The sequence below is a fragment of the Pseudarthrobacter sp. NIBRBAC000502770 genome (assembly GCF_006517815.1).
Lineage (GTDB): Bacteria > Actinomycetota > Actinomycetes > Actinomycetales > Micrococcaceae > Arthrobacter > Arthrobacter niigatensis.
This window is the reverse complement of record NZ_CP041198.1, coordinates 1,963,255-1,984,183: the sequence shown is the minus strand read 5'-3', so window position 1 is coordinate 1,984,183 and position 20,929 is coordinate 1,963,255. Positions and strand designations below refer to the sequence as shown.

General features: G+C 68.3%; 16 protein-coding genes and 1 riboswitch. Of the genes, 9 read left to right on the top strand and 7 right to left on the bottom strand.

Annotation, left to right across the window (positions count from 1 at the left end):
• Window positions 1-2: 2 nt before the first annotated feature.
• From rpmF to mutM, 3 genes are read left to right on the top strand one after another with little or no spacing between them, the layout of a single operon-like run.
• Entirely contained in the window at window positions 3-206 is a 204-nt protein-coding gene (gene rpmF, locus NIBR502770_RS09540) for a 50S ribosomal protein L32 (RefSeq protein ID WP_009356569.1), read from the top strand.
• A 20-nt stretch (window positions 207-226) separates the two neighbouring features.
• Window positions 227-955 (top strand): ribonuclease III, encoded by a 729-nt coding sequence (gene rnc, locus NIBR502770_RS09535; protein WP_141181771.1) that lies wholly within the window; start codon window positions 227-229, stop codon window positions 953-955.
• 6 nt (window positions 956-961) lie between these two features.
• A complete protein-coding gene (mutM, locus tag NIBR502770_RS09530; protein WP_141181770.1) occupies window positions 962-1,927 on the top strand; it encodes a bifunctional DNA-formamidopyrimidine glycosylase/DNA-(apurinic or apyrimidinic site) lyase in 966 nt (321 codons plus the stop codon).
• 24 nt (window positions 1,928-1,951) lie between these two features.
• On the opposite strand, the gene NIBR502770_RS09525 is transcribed toward mutM, so the two are convergent.
• Genes NIBR502770_RS09525 through NIBR502770_RS09515 form a run of 4 tightly spaced genes read right to left on the bottom strand, consistent with a single transcriptional unit; the run spans window position 1,952 to window position 6,595 of the window.
• Complete coding sequence (locus NIBR502770_RS09525; protein WP_141181769.1) at window positions 1,952-2,923, bottom strand: NAD(P)-dependent oxidoreductase; 972 nt, start codon at window positions 2,921-2,923, stop codon at window positions 1,952-1,954.
• Window positions 2,920-3,630: a hypothetical protein gene (locus NIBR502770_RS21830; protein ID WP_371416506.1), complete on the bottom strand. Its 711-nt coding sequence runs from the start codon at window positions 3,628-3,630 to the stop codon at window positions 2,920-2,922. The genes NIBR502770_RS09525 and NIBR502770_RS21830 overlap by 4 nt, the downstream gene beginning before the upstream one ends.
• Window positions 3,627-5,579: an alpha/beta fold hydrolase gene (locus NIBR502770_RS09520; protein ID WP_371416505.1), complete on the bottom strand. Its 1,953-nt coding sequence runs from the start codon at window positions 5,577-5,579 to the stop codon at window positions 3,627-3,629. The genes NIBR502770_RS21830 and NIBR502770_RS09520 overlap by 4 nt, the downstream gene beginning before the upstream one ends.
• Window positions 5,573-6,595, bottom strand: a complete 1,023-nt coding sequence (locus tag NIBR502770_RS09515) for a 3-oxoacyl-ACP synthase III (RefSeq protein ID WP_246839664.1) — start codon at window positions 6,593-6,595, stop codon at window positions 5,573-5,575. The genes NIBR502770_RS09520 and NIBR502770_RS09515 overlap by 7 nt, the downstream gene beginning before the upstream one ends.
• A gap of 229 nt (window positions 6,596-6,824) precedes the next feature.
• On the opposite strand from NIBR502770_RS09515, the gene smc reads away from it, so the two are divergent.
• On the top strand, window positions 6,825-10,412 hold the full coding sequence (smc, locus tag NIBR502770_RS09510) for a chromosome segregation protein SMC (RefSeq protein WP_141181768.1): 3,588 nt from the start codon (window positions 6,825-6,827) through the stop codon (window positions 10,410-10,412).
• A gap of 115 nt (window positions 10,413-10,527) precedes the next feature.
• On the top strand, window positions 10,528-11,733 hold the full coding sequence (ftsY, locus tag NIBR502770_RS09505) for a signal recognition particle-docking protein FtsY (protein WP_141181767.1): 1,206 nt from the start codon (window positions 10,528-10,530) through the stop codon (window positions 11,731-11,733).
• A gap of 74 nt (window positions 11,734-11,807) precedes the next feature.
• Here ftsY and NIBR502770_RS09500 read toward each other — a convergent pair whose 3' ends face one another.
• Window positions 11,808-13,049, bottom strand: a complete 1,242-nt coding sequence (locus NIBR502770_RS09500) for an MFS transporter (protein ID WP_141181766.1) — start codon at window positions 13,047-13,049, stop codon at window positions 11,808-11,810.
• Between the two features lie 226 nt (window positions 13,050-13,275).
• Between NIBR502770_RS09500 and NIBR502770_RS09495 the strand changes: the two genes are divergently transcribed.
• Window positions 13,276-14,637 (top strand): ammonium transporter, encoded by a 1,362-nt coding sequence (locus tag NIBR502770_RS09495; protein WP_141160147.1) that lies wholly within the window; start codon window positions 13,276-13,278, stop codon window positions 14,635-14,637.
• On the top strand, window positions 14,634-14,972 hold the full coding sequence (locus NIBR502770_RS09490) for a P-II family nitrogen regulator (RefSeq protein WP_141160148.1): 339 nt from the start codon (window positions 14,634-14,636) through the stop codon (window positions 14,970-14,972). Before NIBR502770_RS09495 ends, NIBR502770_RS09490 begins: the two co-directional genes overlap by 4 nt.
• A 94-nt stretch (window positions 14,973-15,066) precedes the next feature.
• Here NIBR502770_RS09490 and NIBR502770_RS09485 read toward each other — a convergent pair whose 3' ends face one another.
• Window positions 15,067-16,467, bottom strand: coding sequence for a glucose-6-phosphate dehydrogenase (locus tag NIBR502770_RS09485; protein WP_141181765.1), 1,401 nt, complete (start codon window positions 16,465-16,467; stop codon window positions 15,067-15,069).
• Between the two features lie 84 nt (window positions 16,468-16,551).
• Between NIBR502770_RS09485 and ffh the strand changes: the two genes are divergently transcribed.
• Together ffh and NIBR502770_RS09475 are read left to right on the top strand one after the other, a co-directional pair.
• Window positions 16,552-18,135, top strand: coding sequence for a signal recognition particle protein (gene ffh / locus NIBR502770_RS09480; RefSeq protein WP_141160150.1), 1,584 nt, complete (start codon window positions 16,552-16,554; stop codon window positions 18,133-18,135).
• A gap of 102 nt (window positions 18,136-18,237) precedes the next feature.
• Window positions 18,238-18,972 carry an alpha/beta fold hydrolase gene (locus NIBR502770_RS09475; RefSeq protein ID WP_141181764.1) on the top strand — a complete coding sequence of 245 codons (735 nt, stop codon included), beginning with the start codon at window positions 18,238-18,240 and terminating at the stop codon, window positions 18,970-18,972.
• Here NIBR502770_RS09475 and thiC read toward each other — a convergent pair.
• The gene (gene thiC, locus NIBR502770_RS09470; RefSeq protein ID WP_141181763.1) at window positions 18,969-20,795 is read right to left on the bottom strand and encodes a phosphomethylpyrimidine synthase ThiC; all 1,827 of its coding nucleotides are present in this window, start codon (window positions 20,793-20,795) and stop codon (window positions 18,969-18,971) included. The genes NIBR502770_RS09475 and thiC overlap by 4 nt on opposite strands.
• Window positions 20,791-20,898: riboswitch (TPP riboswitch) on the bottom strand. Its footprint overlaps the gene before it by 5 nt.
• Window positions 20,899-20,929 lie beyond the last annotated feature (31 nt).

The following is a 20,929-nucleotide window of genomic DNA, read 5'->3' as shown; positions in this document are numbered from 1 at the left end:
CCGTGGCTGTTCCCAAGCGGAAAATGTCTCGCTCGAATACCCGCGCCCGCCGCTCGCAGTGGAAGGCGACCGCCCCCCACCTGGTGAAGACCGTTGAGAACGGGCAGGTCACCTACAGCCTGCCGCACCAGGCAAAGGTCGTTACCGACTCTGCTGGCACTGCGCTGTTCCTTGAGTACAAGGGCCGCAAGGTCGCTGACGTCTAATCGGCCCAACAGGCTGACTGATGTCTTCAACTGAAGAGCTTCTGAAGCGTCTCGGTGTCACTATTGACGCCGGGACGCTTCGTCTTGCGCTGACCCACCGCTCGTACGCATACGAGAACGGCGGCATCCCCACCAACGAGCGGCTCGAATTCCTGGGCGACTCCATCCTGGGGTTCTCCGTGACCGACGCCCTGTACCGGGACAACCCGGACCTGCCCGAAGGCGAACTCGCCAAGCGCCGGTCCGCCGTCGTCAGCACCCGGGCCCTGGCCGGCATCGGCCGTAGCCTGGGCATCGGCGAGTACATCTACCTGGGTCAGGGCGAGAAGCTCACCCACGGGAAAAACAAGGCGTCCATCCTCGCGGACACCATGGAGGCCCTGATCGGGGCCACCTATGTCTCCAACGACATCGAGACCGCGCGCCAACTCGTCATGCGGCTGATCGGACCGTTGCTGAAGGACGCCGCTGTCCTGGGCGCCGGCACCGACTGGAAGACCAGCATCCAGGAACTCGCGGCCAGCCGGCAGCTTGGCAGCATCCACTACGCGGTGGACGGGACCGGCCCGGATCACGCCCGCACCTTCACCGCTGTCCTGAACATCGGCGGAAACGCCTACGGCAAGGGTTCCGGGCATTCCAAGAAGGAAGCGGAGCAGGAAGCGGCCGCGGACGCCTGGCGGGTGCTTTCCGGCGCCGAAACCCGGAATGCTGCCGGCACTTCGGCTGGTTCCGTCACCGCCAAGTAGCGTCCCGTGCCTGAACTGCCCGAGGTCGAAGTGGTGCGCCGCGGCCTGGTGAACTGGGTCCGCGGCAGGACCATCAGCGCTGTTGACGTCCTTGATCCCCGCTCCATCCGCCGCCATGCCCTGGGCGCGGGGGATTTCATCGGCAACCTCCAGGGCGCAACCGTCAGCGACGTCGTGCGCCGCGGCAAATTCCTGTGGATGCCGCTGACGGACGGCCCCGCTGCACCGGAAAACCCTGAAACCGCGGCGCTGCCGGATGTTGCACTGATGGCTCACCTGGGGATGAGCGGCCAGCTCTTGATGCAGGATCAGGACGTCCCCGACGAAAAGCACCTCAAGGTCAGGCTTCGCCTCAGTCCCCGCGACGGCATGCCGGCCCAGCTGCGGTTCGTTGACCAGCGGATCTTCGGGGGCCTCTTCGTCACCGCCCTGGTACCCACCGACGACGGCGGCCCCGGCGGCCTCGCCGAGTCCCCCCTTCCGCTCATCGCCGCGGAAGCCGCCCATATTGCGCGGGACCCCCTGGACCCTGCCTTTTCGTTCGACCTCTTCTACCAGCGCCTGCGCAAGCGCAAGACGGGCCTGAAACGGGCGTTGCTGGACCAGGGGCTGGTGTCCGGCATTGGCAACATCTACGCTGACGAAGCCCTCTGGCGTGCCCGCCTGCATTTTGCCAGGCCCACCGACACCCTTCGCAGGAACGAGGCCCAACGCGTCCTGGACAGTGCCCGCGAGGTCATGCTCGATGCCCTGGCCGCCGGCGGGACCAGCTTCGACTCCCTGTACGTCAACGTCAACGGCGCTTCAGGCTACTTTGACCGGTCCCTGAACGCCTACGGCCGCCAAGGTGAGCCGTGCAGGCGGTGCGCCGCAGCGGGCATCAGTTCCACCATCCGCCGGGACCAGTTCATGAACCGTTCCTCCCATACCTGCCCGGTGTGCCAGCCGCGGCCCCGCAACGGCCGCTGGTAGTCCCACCATCCACCTGGCTGGGTGTCAGCGGGACCCGTAGTACTGAGCGAGACGTACCAGGCCCTCGTCAATCGAGACAGCCGGCGTCCAGGCAAGAAGCTCCTGGGTCTCCCGCTGGTCGAACCAATGGGCGGTGGACAGCTGTTCGGCAAGGAACCTGGTCATCGGGGGTTCGTCCTGTTTACCGAGCCGGAGCCAAGCCCTTTCCACTGCCGATCCCGCGATCCGGGCAAGCTTCCCCGGCACTGACCATGACGGCGCAGCGACGCCGCCGGCAGCGCAGATGCCGGCGATGAGTTCGCCCACGGGGCGGGGCTCGCCGTTGGTGACCACCAGGGCCCTGCCGTGGATGTGGCTGACGCGGTCCAGGGCAGCAACGATCGCTGCCGCCGCGTTGTCCACGTAGGTGGTGTCGATCAGCGCGGCGCCTGCATCCAGCAGCGGCAGCCGCTTCCTGGCGGCCCGGGCCAGGACCCGTTCCACCAGTTGGGTGTCGCCCGGCCCCCAGACGACGTGCGGCCGCACGGCGGCGACCCGGAAGTCCGGGGCGTCGGCGGCCAGGGCCAGCAGTTCAGCCTGCGCCTTGGTGCGCGAATAGTCGCCGTGGGCATGCACCGGGTCGGCCGGCTCCGCGCCAAGACCTGCAATGGCGGCGCCCGAGTTGGCCACTGAAGGCGAAGAAACGAAGACCACGTCCCGGACCCCGGCTTCGCGTGCCGCCAGGAGCAGGCGCCGCGTTCCCTCTACGTTTACTTGGTCAAACTCTTCGGCACGGCCAGTGAAGGAGACTTTTGCGGCAAGGTGGATGACTGCGTCCGCGCCCCGGACTGCCTCCGCGACGGCTGCATCATCGGTGAGGGAACCGCACCGGTCCGCCGCGCCGTCGACCCCCGAGGGACGCCGCTGGAAGGTAGTGACCTCGTGGCCCTTGCGTACCAGCTGGCCCGCCACCTCCCGCCCCAGCAGGCCGCTCGCACCCGTAACCAGTACCCTCATGGCTTCCCCGGGCGGCCGCCGGCCAGGACGGATGATGCCCAGCGCGCCAACCGCGACCTGTCGATCTTCGCGTTGTGGCGGATGTCGGTGGGCTGCGCAGGGACAACCAGGACTGCAGCCACGGAGACGCCTGCGGCACGTGCGGCACGGCGTACCTGTGCTGCGAGTCCAGCGGCGGCCGGCCCCGCCTTACGCGCCGGCGGCATGGTTTCGACGACGGCGGCGATGGCCTGGGTGCCGGCCGGCCCCACCCCGACAACCGCTGCCATGCTGACGCAGTCCAGGCTTTCGATGGCCTGTTCGGCCCCTACCGGCGTGACCACTGCGCCGGGCGCCGTGATGATGTGTGCCAGGCGCCCCTCCACCCAGAGGCGGCCGTCGGCGTCGAAATGGCCCACATCGCCGGTGCGGTGCCAGCCGGCCGGGCCCGCGCTCAATTGGTCAGTCAGCCAAAGCCGGTCATAGCCGCCCTTGGCGTGCGGCGCGCTGACCAGGATTTCCCCGGTGACACCCGCTTCCGTCACCGGTTCTGTCCCCGGGGCGGTACCGTCCGCCGCCAGCGGGATCAGGGCTATGCGGGCGCCCTGGACCGGACGGCCAACGCAGACGCCGTTCCCGGCCCCCGTCATCGTCCCGGAACCCGCGTCGGCCGCGGCGGCCTTGATCTGTTCAAGGCTGATGTCGGTGACGGGGAGGGCCTCGGTCATGCCGTAGGGGTATGCAGCGAGGCGGCCGGCAGCAGGCGCTGCACCTCGTCAAGGAGCGGTTCGGGAACGGGAGCGCCGGCGGAGAGCAGAAGGTCGACCCGCTTGAGCGCCGCAGCGCCCTCCGGGGTGAGCCCGGCTTGGGTCGCAACGACGTTGCGCAGGGCCGCGGGGGAGGCGAAGACCACCGTGGCGTCAATGGCCGCTGCAGCAGCAGCGAGGGCGTGCGCGGTCAGGGTGCGGGGCGCGGTGACATCCATGGCCGGCGTCACGGACACGGTTCCCAGCGCAGGTCCCAGCAGCGCAAAGGGTGCGAAGCCGGCCACCAGCCTGTCGCCGGGCTCGATCCCGAAGGTTCCGGCAACCGTGTCCCGCATGGCGGCAAGCTGCCCGTGGGTGTACTGGACGCCCTTGGCGGGCCCGGTGGAGCCGGACGTGAAAAGCACGGCGGCGGGGGAGTCCGCCGTCGGGCTGAAGGCGGGAGCGGCACCGCCTTGGCCCGGGCTGGTCCTGGCCAGGTCGGCGAGCGAGGTCTTTACGCCGAGGACCCGGCGCTGCACGGCCGGGAGGTCCCTTACGCTGATACGCCGGGCCGCCCAGCCCAGTGCCCGGGCAGCGGCAAGGGCCTTGTCGATCCCGATCAGGACATCGGGCGTCGCTCCCTTGACCGCCCGGCTCAGCCCCCTGGTGCCCAGGCCGGCGTCGGCCACGACCACCACGGCGCCCAGCCGAAGGCAGGCGTACAGGGCGACGGTCAGGTCCACGCCGGGGGGAACCATCAGGCTTACCCGGGTGCCGGGCCCGACACCCTCCCCCTGCAGGCCCGCGGCAACGCGCCCCACGTTTTCCTCCAGCTGCCTCCAGGTGAGCGAACGTGCCTCCGTGCCGTCCGGGGCCATTTCGACGACGGCCCCCGCCCCAGCGGATGGTCCGGCGGCGAGCTCCCCCAGGAGCACCCACAGGGGCGTGAAGCCATCGCCGGCTCCCATGGAGCCATTATCAGCAGGACTGTCCTCGCCCTGCGTGACGCGGCCGGCCAGCCAGTCGAAGACGGGGGTGGCAATGTCCCGGTCCTCTGCCACCAGGTGTCCCGCGCCCTCGTAGCGGTGCACGTCGGCATGCGGAAGGCGGGTGAGCAGGTCCTTCAGGTAGCGGTCGGAGAAGATCGGATCGCGCGGGCCCCAGAGCATCAGGGCCGGCACATTAAGGGCGCGCAGGCCTTCCGCCACGCCGTTGAGGGCAGCGAAGCTCGGGTGCGAGCCGTCGACGGGTATGTCAGCGACGAAGTTGCCCACCCCTGCGCGGCGTGCGGCGCCGCGGTACGGGGCCATGAAGGCACTCCGCACGTCAGCGGGCAGTGGTGGGCGTGCCAGCGAATGCGTCACCCGCAGGAAAGCGTCGGAGGTGGTGGTTCCCCACCGGTGCACGGCCGGGTGCAGGGCAAGGCGCAGTGCCGGCGGAAGGGGGAAGCCGGCAGGCTGGTGCACGGCGGTGTTGGTCAGGACCACGCCGGCCAGTTGGTCGCTATGGGCAAGCGCCCAGCCGAGGCTGGCCACCCCGCCCCAGTCGTGGCCCACGGTGACCACCGGGCCGGCCAGGGACAGGGCCTCGGTCAGGTCGCCCAGGTCGTTGATCCGGTCTGCCAGGCGCCGGAAGGTACCCGTCCGTTCGGAAAACCCCATGTCCAACTGGTCCACAGCCACCACGCGCCACGGATGCGCAGGGTCGGTCCCGGCGGCCAGCAGGCTCCGCCACAGATAGGACCATGTGGGGTTGCCGTGCACGCACAGCAGCGTTCCCAGCGGAGCCAGGCCGCGGCGGGACAGTTCGGCCCCGTTGTCCAGGAGGTGCCAGCGCCGCACCGTCCCGGGTGCGTCAACGCTTGACGTGGAGGGGACATCGATCTCGCGGGACCACTCGGCGTTGACGCCCGGCCAGGCCGCGATCACCAAACGATTTCCAGCATTGCGGTGTTCAGTCCGGAACCGACGCCCATGCACAAGACCCGGTCGCCGCTTCCCAGTGACTGCGCCTCGGCGGCAAGCGTCATGGGAAGCGAGGCCGGCCCAACGTTGCCCCAGTGCGGGAACGTGATGGGCACCTTGTCCGGGTCCAGGTCGATGGCATCGATGATCGCGTGGGTGTAGGCGTTGCTGACCTGGTGGGTGACATAGCGGTCCATGGCTGCCCAGTCCCACTCCGGCTGGGCTTCCTGCCATGCATCGACTACCAGCTGCAGGCCGCCGTCGAGCAGCCCTTTCGTATCGGTGTTCATGCCGTCGATGCCGCCCACGCACAACTCGTGGTGCTCGGTGCCGGCGCGCATCACCCCGCCCACCACGCGGTGCGCGCCCGGGTGCTCGTCCGCAGGGCCCAGGACTGCCGCGGCAGCGCCCGATCCCAGGGTCAGCGTCGCGAACTCCCGGTTGAAGTCATCCCGCGTTGTTTCGGGCCGCTGCAGGCGGGCCAGGGTTGCTTCCTGCGTCAGCTGGGCGTCCTCGCCGTTGACAATGACGGCGTACCTGATCTGGCCGGAGTCGATCATGTTGGCAGCCAGGGTCAGGGCGTTGACGAATCCCAGGCAGGCGTTGGCAAGGTCAAAGTTCATGGCCGACGACGGCAGGCTGAGGCTGTGGTGGATCTTGACCGCCACGGAGGGCTCCAGGTTGCGCCGTGTCACCGACGTGTTGATCAGCAGGCCTACGTCGGACGCTTCGATGCCGGCCTCGGCCAGGGCTTTGGCGCCGGCTTCCACGGCAGCATCGTCGAACGATGTTCCGGCAGCCCACCAGCGCCGGTGCGTGATTCCCGCCACCCGCTCCAGGAGCCGCGGCGGAAACTTCAGGCGCTGCAGGGTCGATGCCAGCCGGCGGTCAAAGTCCGTGGAGCTCACAATCCTGGGCGCTTCGACGCTGCTGACCGAAAGCAGCGCGGTGTTGCTGTGGCGGAAGGTTGCATTACCTGCCAATTCAAGCCCCTCTTCGTTTTCGTCCCGCATTCCTGCGGTGACTGTACCCACATCTATGCAGGCTCAAGAGCTTAACTATGCCTTTGTACCGCCGGATCATGCATATCCACTCCTCGTGCCCCGGCCGGTTCCCGGGTGCTGCTGCGGGGAATTGCCGGTCCTGCGCAGTAGATTGTAGTGAGCCGGTTCCAGCAAAGTGCCCTACCCGCTCCAGGAGACCAGAAAAGCCTTGCACCTCAAAAGCCTCACCGTCCGGGGGTTCAAGTCGTTTGCGTCTGCCACCACCTTCGACTTCGAACCCGGCGTCACCGCCGTCGTGGGTCCCAATGGATCCGGCAAGTCCAACGTGGTGGACGCCCTGGCCTGGGTCATGGGCGAACAGGGGGCCAAGACGCTGCGCGGCGGCAAGATGGAGGACGTCATCTTCGCCGGGACGTCCGGGCGGCCGCCGCTGGGCCGCGCCCACGTCTCGCTGACCATCGACAACACTGACGGCGCACTCCCCATCGAGTACAGCGAAGTGACCATATCCCGGACACTGTTCCGGACGGGCGGCTCCGAATATGCCATCAACGGCGCCGGTTGCCGGCTGCTGGACATCCAGGAACTGCTTTCGGACTCGGGGCTGGGCCGGGAAATGCACGTCATCGTGGGCCAGGGCCAGCTGGACCGCGTCCTGCACGCCACTCCCGAGGACCGCCGCGGCTTCATCGAGGAGGCGGCGGGAATCCTCAAGCACCGGCGGCGCAAGGAACGCACCGTCCGGAAGCTGGAGGCCATGCAGGCCAACCTGCAGCGCCTGACCGACCTCACCGGGGAGATCCGCCGGCAGCTCACCCCCCTGGGGAAGCAGGCGGAGGTTGCCCGCCGCGCCCAGCGGGTCCAGTTCGACGTCCGGGATGCCCGCGCCCGCCTGCTGGCCGATGACCTGGTCCAGCTGCAGCAGGCCCTGGCGCAGGATGTGGCGGACGAGGCCGAACTCAAGGCGCGCCGGACCGCCGTCGAGCAGGAACTCGACGCGGGGCGCAGGCAGCAGGCGGCGCTGGAGCAGCTGGCAGCCGAGGCCACGCCACGGCTCAATGCCGCCCGGGACACCTGGTACCGGCTCTCCACCGCGCGTGAACGGCTGCGGTCGCTGGGCTCGTTGGCCGGCGAACGGAGCCGCCTGCTCGGCTCCGACGAGGCTGCGCCGACGTCCGGCCGGGACCCGGAACAGCTGGAGCGCCAGGCGGCAAGGGTCCGGCAGGAGCTGTCCGAACTCGAACAGGACATCCAGGGCAGGCGGGGCGCCCTTGACATGGCCAGTGCCGCGAAGGCGGAAGCGGAGCGGGCCGCCCATGCCGAGGACCAGCGGCTGACGGCGCAGCTCCGCGCCGCTGCCGACCGGCGGGAGGGCCTGGCGCGGCTTGCCGGCCAGGTTGCGGCGGCCAGGTCCCGGGTGGAGTCCGCGCAGGCGGAACTGGGACGGCTGCGCGAATCCCTCGCGGCCGGAACGGAACGACGGGCCCGCGCCCAGGCGGAGTTCACGGCGCTGGAGAACCAGGTGGCCGGTGTGGAGGAGGGGGAGGAATCCCTCGACGCCGATTACGAAGCCGCCAGCGATGTCCTGGACGCCGTCCTCCAGGAGATCGCAGACCTCAAAGCCGCCGTCAACGAAGGCATGCGCAAGCGCGACGCCCTCGCCGCGCGCCTCGACGCCCTGAAGCTTGGCCTTGACCGCAAGGACGGCGCCAGGCACGTGCTGGAGTCCGGGCTTCCCGGAGTCCAGGAAAGCCTCGCCGCCGGGATCACGGTCCAGGCCGGGTTCGAGCCGGCCATCGCCGCTGCCCTGGGGGAGGCGTCCGAAGCCGTGCTTGTCCGGGACAGGGACGCGGCAGGAGCCGTGCTGAAGCGGCTCAAGGACCACGACGCCGGGCGGGCGTCGCTGCTCCTTGCCACGGCCGCGGCACTCCAGGGGGATGGCGCGGAGGACCTGGCACTGCCCGACGGGGCGCAGTGGGCGGCTGATCTCGTGGACGGACCTGCGGAGCACGTTGCCCTGGTCCGGCACCTGCTGTCCCGGACCGCCGTTGTCACCGGCATCGACGCTGCGGCCGCCCTGGTCGCATCTTCTCCGGCCCTGACGGCTGTCACCCGGGAAGGGGACGTGTTCACCGCCGTCTCCGCCACCGGCGGCTCTGCCAAGGCGCCGTCCCTCCTTGAGGTCCAGGCGGCGGTGGACGACGCCGACCGCGGACTGTCGGCGGTCACCTCGGACCTTGAACGGCACAGGTTCGCCCTGGCCGCCGCAGAGGCCCGGCGCAAGGGGGCGCAGGAGGAAGCGGACGCTGCCCTGGACAAGCTGCACGAATCCGATGCCCGCCTCGCCGCCGTGGCCGAACGGCTGGGCCACCTGAACTCTGTCCTGCGCAGCGCCGTTGGCGAGAGCGAACGGCTGGCGGCATCCCTGTCCAGGGCCGAAGCCAATGTCGCGGCGGAGGAAGAGGCGCTCGCCGCCGTCGCCGCCCGGTTGGCCGCGGCGCACGAAGCACCGGTGGAAGAGGAACCCTCCACCGGGCAGCGCGACGCCCTGGCCCGCGCCGCCACTGCCGCCCGCGCAGCCGAAGTGGAGGCGCGGTTGTCCCTGCGCAGCGCCGAAGAGCAACTGGCGGCCACCCGCAACAGGGTGGCATCCCTGGAACGTGCAGCCGCCACCGAACGCCGGGCCCGCGAGGAAGCGGCGGAGCGGGCCCGGCGCCGCCGCGTCCAGGCCCGGCGCGCTGCGGCCGTATCCGCCGGCGTGGAACTGGCACTCGGCTACGTGGACGTCTCGGTCGACCTGGCCCGGCACGAACGGGACCTCGCCGAGGAGAACCGGGAGCTGCGCGACCGCGGCCTGCGGGACATCCGGGAAGCGAACGAGGCCCTGTCCCGGGAACTGGCCCAGCTCACCGACACCGTGCACCGCGACGAACTGGCCCGGACCCAGCAGCGTGCCCGGATCGAGGCAGTGGAAACCCGCTCCGTGGACGAGCTCGGCATCACCCCCGAAGCGCTCGTCAGCGAGTTCGGGCCGCAGGTGCCGGTGCCTGTTCCGGCGGAGGAATCCGAAGACAAGTGGGCTGCCCTCCGCGCCCCCGTTGATGCGGACGGGGAGGAAATCAGGGAAGGCAAGCCGTTTGTCCGGCAGGAGCAGGAGAAGCGGCTGCGGAAAGCCGAACGGGACCTGGCAAGCCTGGGCAAGGTCAACCCTTTGGCACTCGAGGAGTTCGCGGCCCTGGAGGAGCGTCACCAGTTCCTGAGCACCCAGCTCGAGGACCTGAAGGCCAGCCGGCGCGACCTGCTGGACATCATCAAGGAAGTGGACGACAGGGTCCAGCGGGTCTTCACCGAAGCGTTCGAGGACACCCAGGCCCAGTTCATCCGGGTATTCGAACGGCTTTTCCCGGGCGGCGAAGGCCGCCTGGTGCTGACCGACCCCACGGACATGCTCGCCACGGGCATCGAGGTGGAGGCCCGGCCTGCGGGCAAGAAGATCAAGCGCCTGTCCCTGCTCTCCGGCGGCGAACGTTCCCTGACCGCGGTGGCGCTGCTGGTGGCCATCTTCAAGGCCCGTCCTTCGCCGTTCTACGTCATGGACGAGGTGGAGGCGGCACTGGATGACACCAACCTGGGCCGGCTCATCACCATCTTCGAAGAACTCCGGGAATCCAGCCAGCTCATCGTCATCACGCACCAGAAGCGGACCATGGAAGTGGCGGACGCGCTGTACGGCGTCACCATGAGGGGCGATGGCGTCTCCACCGTCATCAGCCAGCGGCTCGGGGCCGAGGTATAGCCCCTGCACCTGCTGTTGGCGGTGCCATCCAGCAGCCGGTGGCCTGGGCAAAGGGGCAGGTCAGTTACGTGCCGGCCGCCGGAACCGGGCAGGGCGTTTGTGAGAAGCTAGGGGAGTGAATGACATCCTTCCCATTGTCCTGTCCATCCTTGCTGCGCTGGTGGTCATCGGCGGCCTGATTCCGGTCCTGCTCAAGACACGCAGGAACATCACCCGCTACCCGGGCACCAGGGATGCCAACGACCCCGAAATCCGCTCCGGCGGAAGCACGGCGGTGGCGGACCGCGAAGGAACAATCGGGGCCCGGGCGCCGGAGGGCGCGGACCTTGAGGGGCTGGACACCACCACCGTTCCGGACAATGCGGCCGGCCTGGAAACCATTCCCGTCGAAACCCCGCTGCCCGTCGCCGGCCGCCTGGCGCGCCTGCGGGAACGGCTGGCCCGCTCCAACAACGTTATGGGCAAGGGCCTGCTGGCGCTGCTGTCCAGCGACCGGATCGACGAGAGCGTCTGGGATGAAGTCGAGGAGACGCTCCTGCTCGCGGACCTGGGAACCGAACCCACCATGCAGCTGGTGGATGCCCTGCGGGAGCGCGTCAAGGTCCTGGGCACCCGAACTCCGGAACACGTCAAGACCATGCTCCGGGAAGAACTCATCAAGCTTGTGGACCCCACGATGGACCGCAGCCTCAACGTCCAGCGGCACGCGGACAAGCCGGCCGTGATGATGGTGGTGGGCGTGAACGGCGTGGGCAAGACCACCACCGTGGGCAAGCTGGCCCGCGTGCTGGTCGCCGAGGACAAGGACGTCCTGCTCGGCGCCGCCGACACGTTCCGGGCCGCCGCCGCCGAGCAGCTGGCCACCTGGGGCCAGCGCGTCGGTGTTCCCACCGTGAAGTCCGACATCGACGGCGCCGACCCCGCCTCGGTTGCCTACGAGGCGGTCAAGGCCGGCATCGAGCAGGAAGTCGATGTGGTCATGATCGATACCGCCGGCCGCCTGCAGAACAAGGTGGGCCTGATGGACGAACTGGGCAAGGTCAAGCGCGTCGTGGAAAAGCTGGCCGAGGTGGACGAGGTCCTGCTGGTGCTCGATGCCACCACCGGCCAGAACGGCCTGAACCAGGCGCGGGTTTTCTCTGAGGTGGTCAACATCACCGGCATCGTCCTGACCAAGCTGGACGGAACCGCCAAGGGCGGCATCGTCGTGGCCATCCAGAAAACCCTCGGCGTGCCCGTCAAGCTCATTGGACTGGGCGAAGGAGCCGACGACCTTGCCCCCTTCGATACCGAAGGCTTCGTTGACGCCCTGCTGAACTGAGATGCTCGGACTGAGCTGTTGAATGGACGGCTGAACCGCACTGCTGCACGGGTTTGCCGGGCCCGCACCGCAGCCTAGGAGCCAGCCCTTCGCAGGGTCTCACGCGTGGGCACCCAGCTGGCGGCTGCCAGGAGCATGATCCCCCCGGTCACGCCGAAGGCCCAACCGAATCCCAGCCCGTCCGCGAGCATGCCCGCCACCAGCGGACCAACAATCGCCCCGACGTCGGACGTCATTTGGTACACGGCCAGCACCTTGCCGCCGGAGCGCGCGTTGCCAATGACGTCCGCGACGGCGGCCTGCTGGGCGGGACCGAAAAGCCCGGATCCGACGCCGGCGAGCGTCGAAGCCGCCAGGAACCAGGGCAGGTCAGAGGTGATGCCAATGGCTGCAGTGGACAGGGCCGCCACCAGCAGGCCGGAGATCATCATCGGCTTGCGTCCCACCGAGTCCGCCAGCCGCCCCGAGAACACCAGGGCAGCGGCGTTGCCGGCAGCGAACACCGCCAACGCCAGGCCGGCGGCCTGCGGACCCGCCCCGAAGGCGGCCGCGGCGAACAACGGCACCGTTGCCATCCGCACGCCGAACGTTGCCCAGCCGTTCGCGAAGCTGGACATGAGGGCGGACCGGTAGGTTCCGGCCGCCAGGGCCTCGCCAAACCGCATGTCAGGGGCACGGTGTTGTATCTCCCCGCCTCCCCGGCGCTGGTGGCTCAGCTGCGTCTGGACCACGAATGCGGCCACCAGCAGCGCGGCGGCGTAGGCAAGGAACGGGACCCGCAGGCCCAGCCCCGCCAGCAGGCCACCCACAATCGGGCCGCACACATTGCCGATCAGGAAGGCCGAGGCGTAGGCTCCCGACACCCTGCCCCGGCTCTGGGGCGGCGCCAGCCGGACCACCAGCGCCATTGATGCCACCGTGAACATCACGGATCCGGCCCCGCCGAGCCCGCGGAACAGCAGCAACTGCCAGTAGTCCTGCGCAAAGGCGCACGCCGCAGTGGACAACGCCACGATCAGCAGCCCGGCAACATAGATGGGCCGTTCGCCGCGCTTGCCGATCAGGGCACCGCCGGCAGGAGCAAAGGCCAGCCGCATGAAGGCGAAGATGGCCACAATCACCGCGGCTTCCGTGTTCCCCACTCCGAAGGTTGTTGCGAACTGCGGCAATACGGGCGCAACAAGCCCGAAGCCGAGGGCGATAAGGAACGCCGCGGCCAGCATCACCTTGATGTCGCGGGGGAGTTTCTCCCGCTGCGGCCTCAGCCGGGCCAAAAACCTCGAAGTGGCGCGGCTGGGGCGGGGTGGTGCCGTCATGGTGCGGGAGTCCTTGCTGGAACGGGAGCCGGATGGCTGCGCGGGTGCGGAAACATAACCGTAACAAGGCGGATATGCACCATTTACTTCCTAGAGGTTGATGTAACAGGCCGGCAATCTAAATCCTCCGCGGGCGAAACACGCCGCCGACAAACTCATTACAGGACGCAAAAAGGCGTTGGCAGGCGGAGTACTCCGCAAGATTCGATGAGAGAGGACGTGCACCATGGAACTTACCGCAGGTCACGTTTGGGTCATGGTAGCGGCAGCCCTTGTGCTGTTCATGACGCCCGGTCTGGCATTTTTCTACGGCGGCATGACCCGCGCCAAGGCAGCCCTGAACATGATGATGATGAGCTTCATCTCCATCGGCATGGTGGGCGTCGTCTGGGTGCTGTGGGGCGCCTCCATGAGCTCCGGGGAAGGGTTCATGGAAATCGTGGGCAACCCGTTCGCCACGTTCGGCCTGGAGGGAATCACCACCCCTGACGGCCTGATCAAGGTCGGCTACGCGGCCACCTTCGCCATCATTACCGTGGCACTGATCAGCGGCGCCATCGCCGACCGCGCCAAGTTCGGCGCGTGGTCGGTCTTCGTTCCCGTGTGGGTCACGCTGGTGTACTGCCCGCTTGCCTACATGGTGTGGGGCGGCGGCCTGTTCGGTCCCGAAGGCGCGATCGGCAAGGCCCTGGGCCCCGCCATCGACTTCGCCGGCGGCACCGTGGTCCACATCAACGCAGGTGTGGCGGCACTGATCCTGGTCCTGATCATCGGCAACCGCAAGGGCTTCGGCAAGGACCCCAACCACCGCCCGCACAACATTCCGTTCGTCATGCTCGGCGCGGCCATCCTGTGGTTCGGCTGGTTCGGCTTCAACGGCGGTGCGGCAACCACTGCCGAGCAGGGCGGCCTGATCTGGATCAACACCCTCGCAGCCCCGGCAGCAGCCATGCTCGGCTGGTTGGTGACCGAGCGCATCCGCGACGGACACCCCACCTCCCTCGGCGCCGCTTCCGGCGTCGTGGCAGGCCTTGTGGCCATAACCCCGGCCTGCGCCAACGTCAGCCCCGTCGGTGCCCTCGGCCTCGGCGTGGTCGCCGGTGTGGCCTCCGCCCTTGCCGTCGGCCTGAAGTTCCGCTGGGGCTTCGACGACTCGCTGGACGTCGTCGGCGTCCACCTTGTCTCGGGCATCATCGGCACCGTGTCCCTGGGCTTCATCGCACTGCCCACCGACGGTGCCGGCGGCGGCCTCTTCTACGGCGGCGGACTCACCCAGCTGTGGGCGCAGCTCGCGGCAGCCGGCATCGCCATCGCCTACTCAGCGGTCCTGACGGCCATCATTGCGCTGGCCATCCACAAGACCATGGGCTTCCGGGTCTCGCAGGAACAGGAAACGGTGGGTGTGGACCTCAGCCTGCACGCCGAAACCGCCTACGAGTTCGGCCTCAGCGGCCACGGCGGAAGCTTCCAGCCGCTGCACGACATGATCACCGGCAAGGGCCAGGGCGAGTCCCCCGAGGCGGTCCCGTCATCATCCGGTGCGCAAAAGGCACAGCCGGCAACAGGTAAGGAAAGCGTGGGGGCATGAAACTGATCACTGCAATCGTCAGGCCGGAAAAGCTCGATGCAATCCGGGAAGGGCTGGAAGCCTATGGGGTCCAGGGCCTGACCGTCAGCGCAGCCAGCGGCTACGGCCGGCAGCGCGGCTACACCGAGGTCTACCGCGGAGCGGAATACAACGTGGACCTCCTGCCCAAGATCCGGGTGGAAGTCCTGGCCACGGACGAGCAGGCCGATGACATCCTGGACGTGATCATTGCCAGTTCGAACACCGGCCGGGCCGGGGACGGCAAGGTCTGGACCATGGACGTGCATGAAGCGGTGCGGGTCCGGACCGGGGAACGCGGAGTGGCTGCCATCTAAGGCGCACACCACGGCCCCTCCGGGGACAACTGAAGACTGATGCAGGACGGGCGGGAACCGAAAAGTTCCCGCCCGTCCTGCCTGTCGTCGGGGCTCAGTCCTTCTGCCGGTTGGTGGGCCAGGACGCCGGGCCGGCCGAGCCGGCGTCGTACTCCTCCAACGGGACGCTGCTCTGTTCCCACGCCCTAAGCACCGGCTCAACAATCCGCCAGCAGTCCTCTGCCGTGTCGCTCCGGACGGACAGCAGCGGGTCGCCGGCCAGGACACCCTCCAGCACTTCACCGTAGGGCAGGAGATCCGAGGCGCTCAGTTCCGCTTCCAGGGTGACCCGGCCCAGGCTGAAGATGTTCCCGGGTCCGTTGACGTCGACGTCGAACTCCAGCGTGTCCGGACCAAAGCCGATCCGCAGCTGGTTGGGGGAGTCCACGCCGGTAAACCCCTTCGGGAGGTGGGGCACCGGGAGGAACGTAACCACCGCTTCCTTGCGCTTGTCCCCGAGGGCCTTGCCGGAGCGCAGGATGAAGGGGACGCCCCGCCAGCGCCAGTTGTCGATTCCCACCTCGATCTCGGCCAGTGTCTCAGTTCCGCGCGCCGCATCCACTCCCTCCTCCGCGGCGTAATCGGGCACCTGCTTTCCCGCCACCGAACCCGCCGTGTATCGGGCCCGCCGGGAATCAGTGACGGGATCCTTGACGCTGCCGGCGCGGAGGACGGCGGAGACCGCATCGCGAAGATCGCGCTCGCCGATGGTGGCCGGAGGCTCGATCGCCATGATGGCCATGACCTGCAGGAGGTGGCTCTGGATCATGTCGCGGAGGGCGCCGGCACCGTCGTAGTAGCGCGCACGGCCTTCCAGCGCCAGGTCTTCGTCAAAGAAGATCTCCACCTTTTCCACATGCTGCCGGTTCCACACGGGTTCCAGGAAGTTGTTGGCGAACCGCAGGCCCAGGATGTTCAGGACCGTGGCCTTGCCCAGGAAATGGTCCACCCGGTGGATGTGGTCCTCCGGTACCAGGCGGCCAAGGGTCCGGTTCAGCGAGCGGGCCGACTCCTCACTGGAACCGAACGGCTTCTCCATGACCAGCCGGGTGCCTTCCGGAACCTCTTCCGGCTGGAGTGTCTCGCAGGCCAGCTGACTGATACGCGGCGGAAGGGCAAAGTAGACCGCCACCGGCCCTTGCAGCCCGGCGAGCAGGGCTGCGAGGGCGCCCTTCTCCGTCACGTCCACCTGGTGGTAGGCCGTTTCCTTCCGCATCGACTCCAGGGCGTCCTTCCCGGCATCACCTGCCGCGCCGGCAGCAGCGGCGAAGGACGACTCCACCCGCCCGCGCCACTGTTCCGGCGTCCACGGATCCGAGCCGGCGCCCACCAGGGCCAAGCCTTCCGCACGGCCGGCCGCAACAAGGCGGGCCAGGCCCGGGAGGAGGAGCCTGCCGGTGAGGTCGCCCGAGGCGCCGAGGATGAGCAAGGTCTTCACAGTCGTTTGGCTCGTCATTTGGCCAGCATGCCATCTACCGTGCCTGACTTGATACCCTAGGTAGTCGAGTCCCGATCATCTCCTGAAAGAAGTTCACGGCGCGTGTTCAATTCACTCTCTGACCGGTTGACAGCAACCTTCAAGAATCTCCGCGGCAAGGGCCGCCTTACGGAGGCCGATGTTGATGCCACCGTCCGGGAGATCCGCCGTGCCCTTCTGGACGCTGACGTCGCCGTTCCGGTGGTCCGCGAGTTCACCGGGCGCGTCCGCGAACGCGCACTGGGCGCCGAAGTCTCAGGCGCGCTGAACCCCAGCCAGCAGATCGTCAAGATCGTCAACGAGGAACTCGTGGAGATCCTCGGCGGTGAAACCCGGCGCATCCGGCTGGCAAAGAACGGCCCCACCGTCATCATGCTCGCCGGCCTCCAGGGCGCGGGCAAGACCACCCTGGCCGGCAAGCTGTCCAAATGGCTGAAGGCCCAGGGCCACAGCCCCATGCTGGTGGCCTGCGACCTCCAGCGCCCCAACGCCGTCACCCAGCTCCAGGTGGTAGGCCAGCGCGCCAACGTGCCGGTCTTCGCCCCGCACCCCGGAGCCACCTCCACGGAACTGGACCAGCCCGCCGGTGATCCGGTCGCCGTCGCCCGCGCCGGCGTGGAGGAAGCACGCCAGAAGCTGCACGACGTCGTGATCGTTGACACCGCCGGCCGCCTTGGCGTGGACGCCGGGATGATGGAGCAGGCCCGCCAGATCCGCCGCGCCATTGTCCCGAACGAAGTGTTGTTCGTGATCGACTCGATGATTGGCCAGGACGCCGTCAACACGGCGCTCGCGTTCGATGAAGGCGTGAACTTCACGGGCATCGTGCTGTCCAAGCTCGACGGCGATGCCCGGGGTGGTGCCGCGCTGTCCGTTGCGTCGGTCACCGGCAAGCCGGTCATGTTCGCCTCCACCGGTGAAGGCCTGGACGACTTCGAGCTCTTCCACCCGGACCGGATGGCCTCGCGCATCCTGGACATGGGCGACATCCTCACGCTCATCGAACAGGCCGAAAAAGCGTGGGACAAGGACGAAGCTGCCCGGATGGCGAAGAAGTTCGCCGACCAGGAAGACTTCACCCTCGAGGACTTCCTGGCCCAGATGCAGCAGATCCGCAACATGGGCTCCATGAAGAAGATGCTCATGATGATGCCGGGCGCCCAGAACATCCGGCAGCAGCTGGAGCAGTTCGACGAGCGGGAAATCGACCGCGTCGAAGCGATCGTCCGGTCCATGACCCCGCACGAGCGGCTTGCGCCCAAGATCATCAACGGCTCGCGTAGGGCCCGTATTGCCCGTGGTTCCGGCGTACATGTGTCGGAGGTCAACGGCCTGCTGGAGCGCTTCGCCCAGGCCCAAAAGATGATGAAGAAGATGGCCCAGGGCGGCATGCCGGGGATGCCAGGGATGCCCGGCCTTCCCGGAGCCGGGGGCGGCGCGCGGAAGAACGCAAAGAACGCACCCAAGAAGAAGGCAAAATCCGGCAACCCCGCCAAGGCCGCACAGGAGCGCAAGGACGCGGAAGCCCGCCGTGCCAACGCCGCCAAGGCGCTCCCCACCGGCGCTGCGTTCGGCCAGCAGGGCGGCGACTTCGACCCGTCCTCGCTGAACCTCCCCAAGGGCTTCGACAAGTTCCTGGGCAAGTAGGAGTTTCCAGCATCAGGAAGCGCCAGGTGCCGTTTTGACCGCTCAAGACGACACCTGGCGCTTTTTCGTGGGGATGTCGGCAGCGTGGAATAGGGTTGGGACATGTTCAAGCAGAGGGTAGTTTTCGTGCACGGCGCCGGAAGTTTCGGTGCCGCCGCATGGCCGCGCCAGCACGGCATGGCGCTGTCCTATGACGCCCTGTTCCTCCGCCGGCACGGCTACGATGCCGCCGCGGAGCCGGTGGATTCGTCGTTCACGGAAGATACCGCGATCATCCTGCGGTCCCTGGGCGACGACGGCCGTGGCGCTGCCGGCGGACACGTCGTTGCGCACGCCCAGGGGGCAATCGCCGCCATGATGGCCGCCGTCGAACGCCCGGACCTGGTCTTTTCCCTGACGCTGGTGGAGCCCGCCTGCCTGTCCCTGACGGCGGAACTGCCGGCCACGGCCGCCCACATCCGCCTGATGCAGCCACTGTTCGACGTCCGCCACCAGCTCAGCGATGACGACTTCCAGCGCGAGTTTGTCCGCCGGATCTACGCCACCGACCTGCAGCAGCCTGCCACCACCGAGGAGAAGCGGTCCGCGCGGCGGCTGCGGCTCCAGGAGCCTTCCTGGGAAGCGCCGTTGCATATTGTTCCCGGCGTCCCCACCTTGGTCCTGACTGGTGGCTGGGAGCCGCTGTACGAGGAAATTGCCGGGTACCTCCGGGAGACCGGCGCCCTGCACCGCGTTGCCGCGGGAGGGCACCGGCCCCAGGACTCCCGGGACGGGGACCGGGCCATCCGCCAGTTCATCAGCGGGGTCGGCAGGAGCCAGCCAGCCCGGGCGTCCTAGCCGTCAGCGGGGACCCGCAGCTCCGGCAGGTAGACCTTGCCGCCGGCTGCCAGGAACTCCTCGTTCTTCCCCCGCATGCCGGAGGCCAGGTCCGCCAGCGCCGCCTGCGTGTCCGCTGAGCCATATTCGTCCCGGATGTCCTGGCTGATCCGCATGGAGCAGAACTTCGGACCGCACATGGAGCAAAAGTGCGCCGTCTTGGCCGGTTCGGCCGGTAGCGTCTCATCGTGGAACGACTCCGCGGTCACGGGGTCCAGGGACAGCGCGAACTGGTCCCGCCAGCGGAATTCGAATCTCGCCTTGGACAGGGCGTCATCGCGCTCATGCGCCCCGGGGTGGCCCTTGGCCAGGTCCGCGGCGTGCGCTGCGATCTTGTACGTGATCACGCCCGTTTTCACGTCGTCCTTGTTGGGCAGGCCCAGGTGTTCCTTCGGCGTGACGTAGCAGAGCATGGCTGTGCCGTACCGGGCGATCTCGGTGGCGCCAATGGCCGAGGTGATGTGGTCATACCCGGGCGCCACATCCGTCACCAGGGGCCCCAGGGTATAGAAGGGCGCACCCTTGCACAGCTCCTGCTGCCGCTCCACGTTCTCGCGGACCAGGTGGAAGGGAACGTGGCCCGGCCCCTCCACCATCACCTGCACGTCGTACTCCCAGGCCCGCTGCGTCAGTTCGGCGAGGGTGTCCAGCTCAGCGAACTGCGCGGCGTCGTTGGCGTCCGCCGTCGAACCGGGGCGGAGGCCGTCGCCCAGCGAGAAGGCGACGTCGTATTTGGCGAAGATTTCGCACAGCTCGTCGAAGTGCGTGTACAGGAAGTTCTCCTGGTGGTGGGCCAGGCACCAGCCCGCCATGATGGAGCCGCCCCGCGAGACAATGCCGGTGACGCGGTTGGCGGTGAGCGGGACATAGCGGAGCAGCACGCCCGCGTGGATGGTCATGTAGTCCACACCCTGTTCGCACTGTTCGATCACGGTGTCCCGGAAGATTTCCCAGGTCAGGGCGTTGGCCTCACCGTTGACCTTTTCCAAGGCCTGGTAGATGGGGACGGTTCCAATGGGCACCGGGGAGTTGCGGATGATCCACTCCCGCGTGGTGTGGATGTCATCGCCGGTGGACAAGTCCATGACGGTGTCCGCGCCCCACTGGGTTGCCCACTGCAGCTTGTCCACTTCCTCGGCGATCGAACTCGTCACGGCCGAGTTGCCGATGTTCGCGTTGATCTTCACCAGGAAGGCCTTGCCGATGATCATGGGCTCGGATTCCGGATGGTTGATGTTGTTGGGAATGATGGCGCGGCCGGCAGCCACTTCGCTGCGCACCAATTCCACATCGCAGTTCTCGCGCAGCGCCACGAACCGCATTTCCTGCGTGATGACGCCCTGCCGGGCATAGTGCATCTGCGTCACCGTCCGGCCGTCGACGGCGCGGCGGGGCACGGGCTGCGCGCCCTTCCACTCCGCGGAGGCGGCGCCGCGGCGGACGGCCGAGCGGCCGTCGTCCAGCAGGTTGCGTTCCCTGCCGCTGTAGGCCTCGGTGTCTCCGCGCGCCACGATCCACTCCGCGCGGAAAGGGTCCAGGCCGCGGACGGGGTCGCTTCCCGGCCCCGCCGTCCGGTACGTCCGGAACGGTGCGTTCGGCTGGCCGTTGGGGGACGGCTCAAGGGCAATTTCCGTCACCGGTACCCGGATCCCGGACGCCTCATCCCCGAGGTAGGCGAGGGAATGCGACTTCAACGACTGGGTTTCCGGCGGCATGGACGCGCCGCCGGGCACCCTGTCAGACGGCTGGAGGGCAGGGTTCAACTGGGTGTTTTGCGTACTCAAGGGAATACTCACTTCCTTCGCCGGCATTACCCGGACAGGTTCAACGGTCGCAGGCTGCGTCAGCCCGATCTCAGCCCCTGCAAGGGCACCCGTGTGGTCAGGAACGAAGCTACCACAGGCGCCTGGAGCGGCCT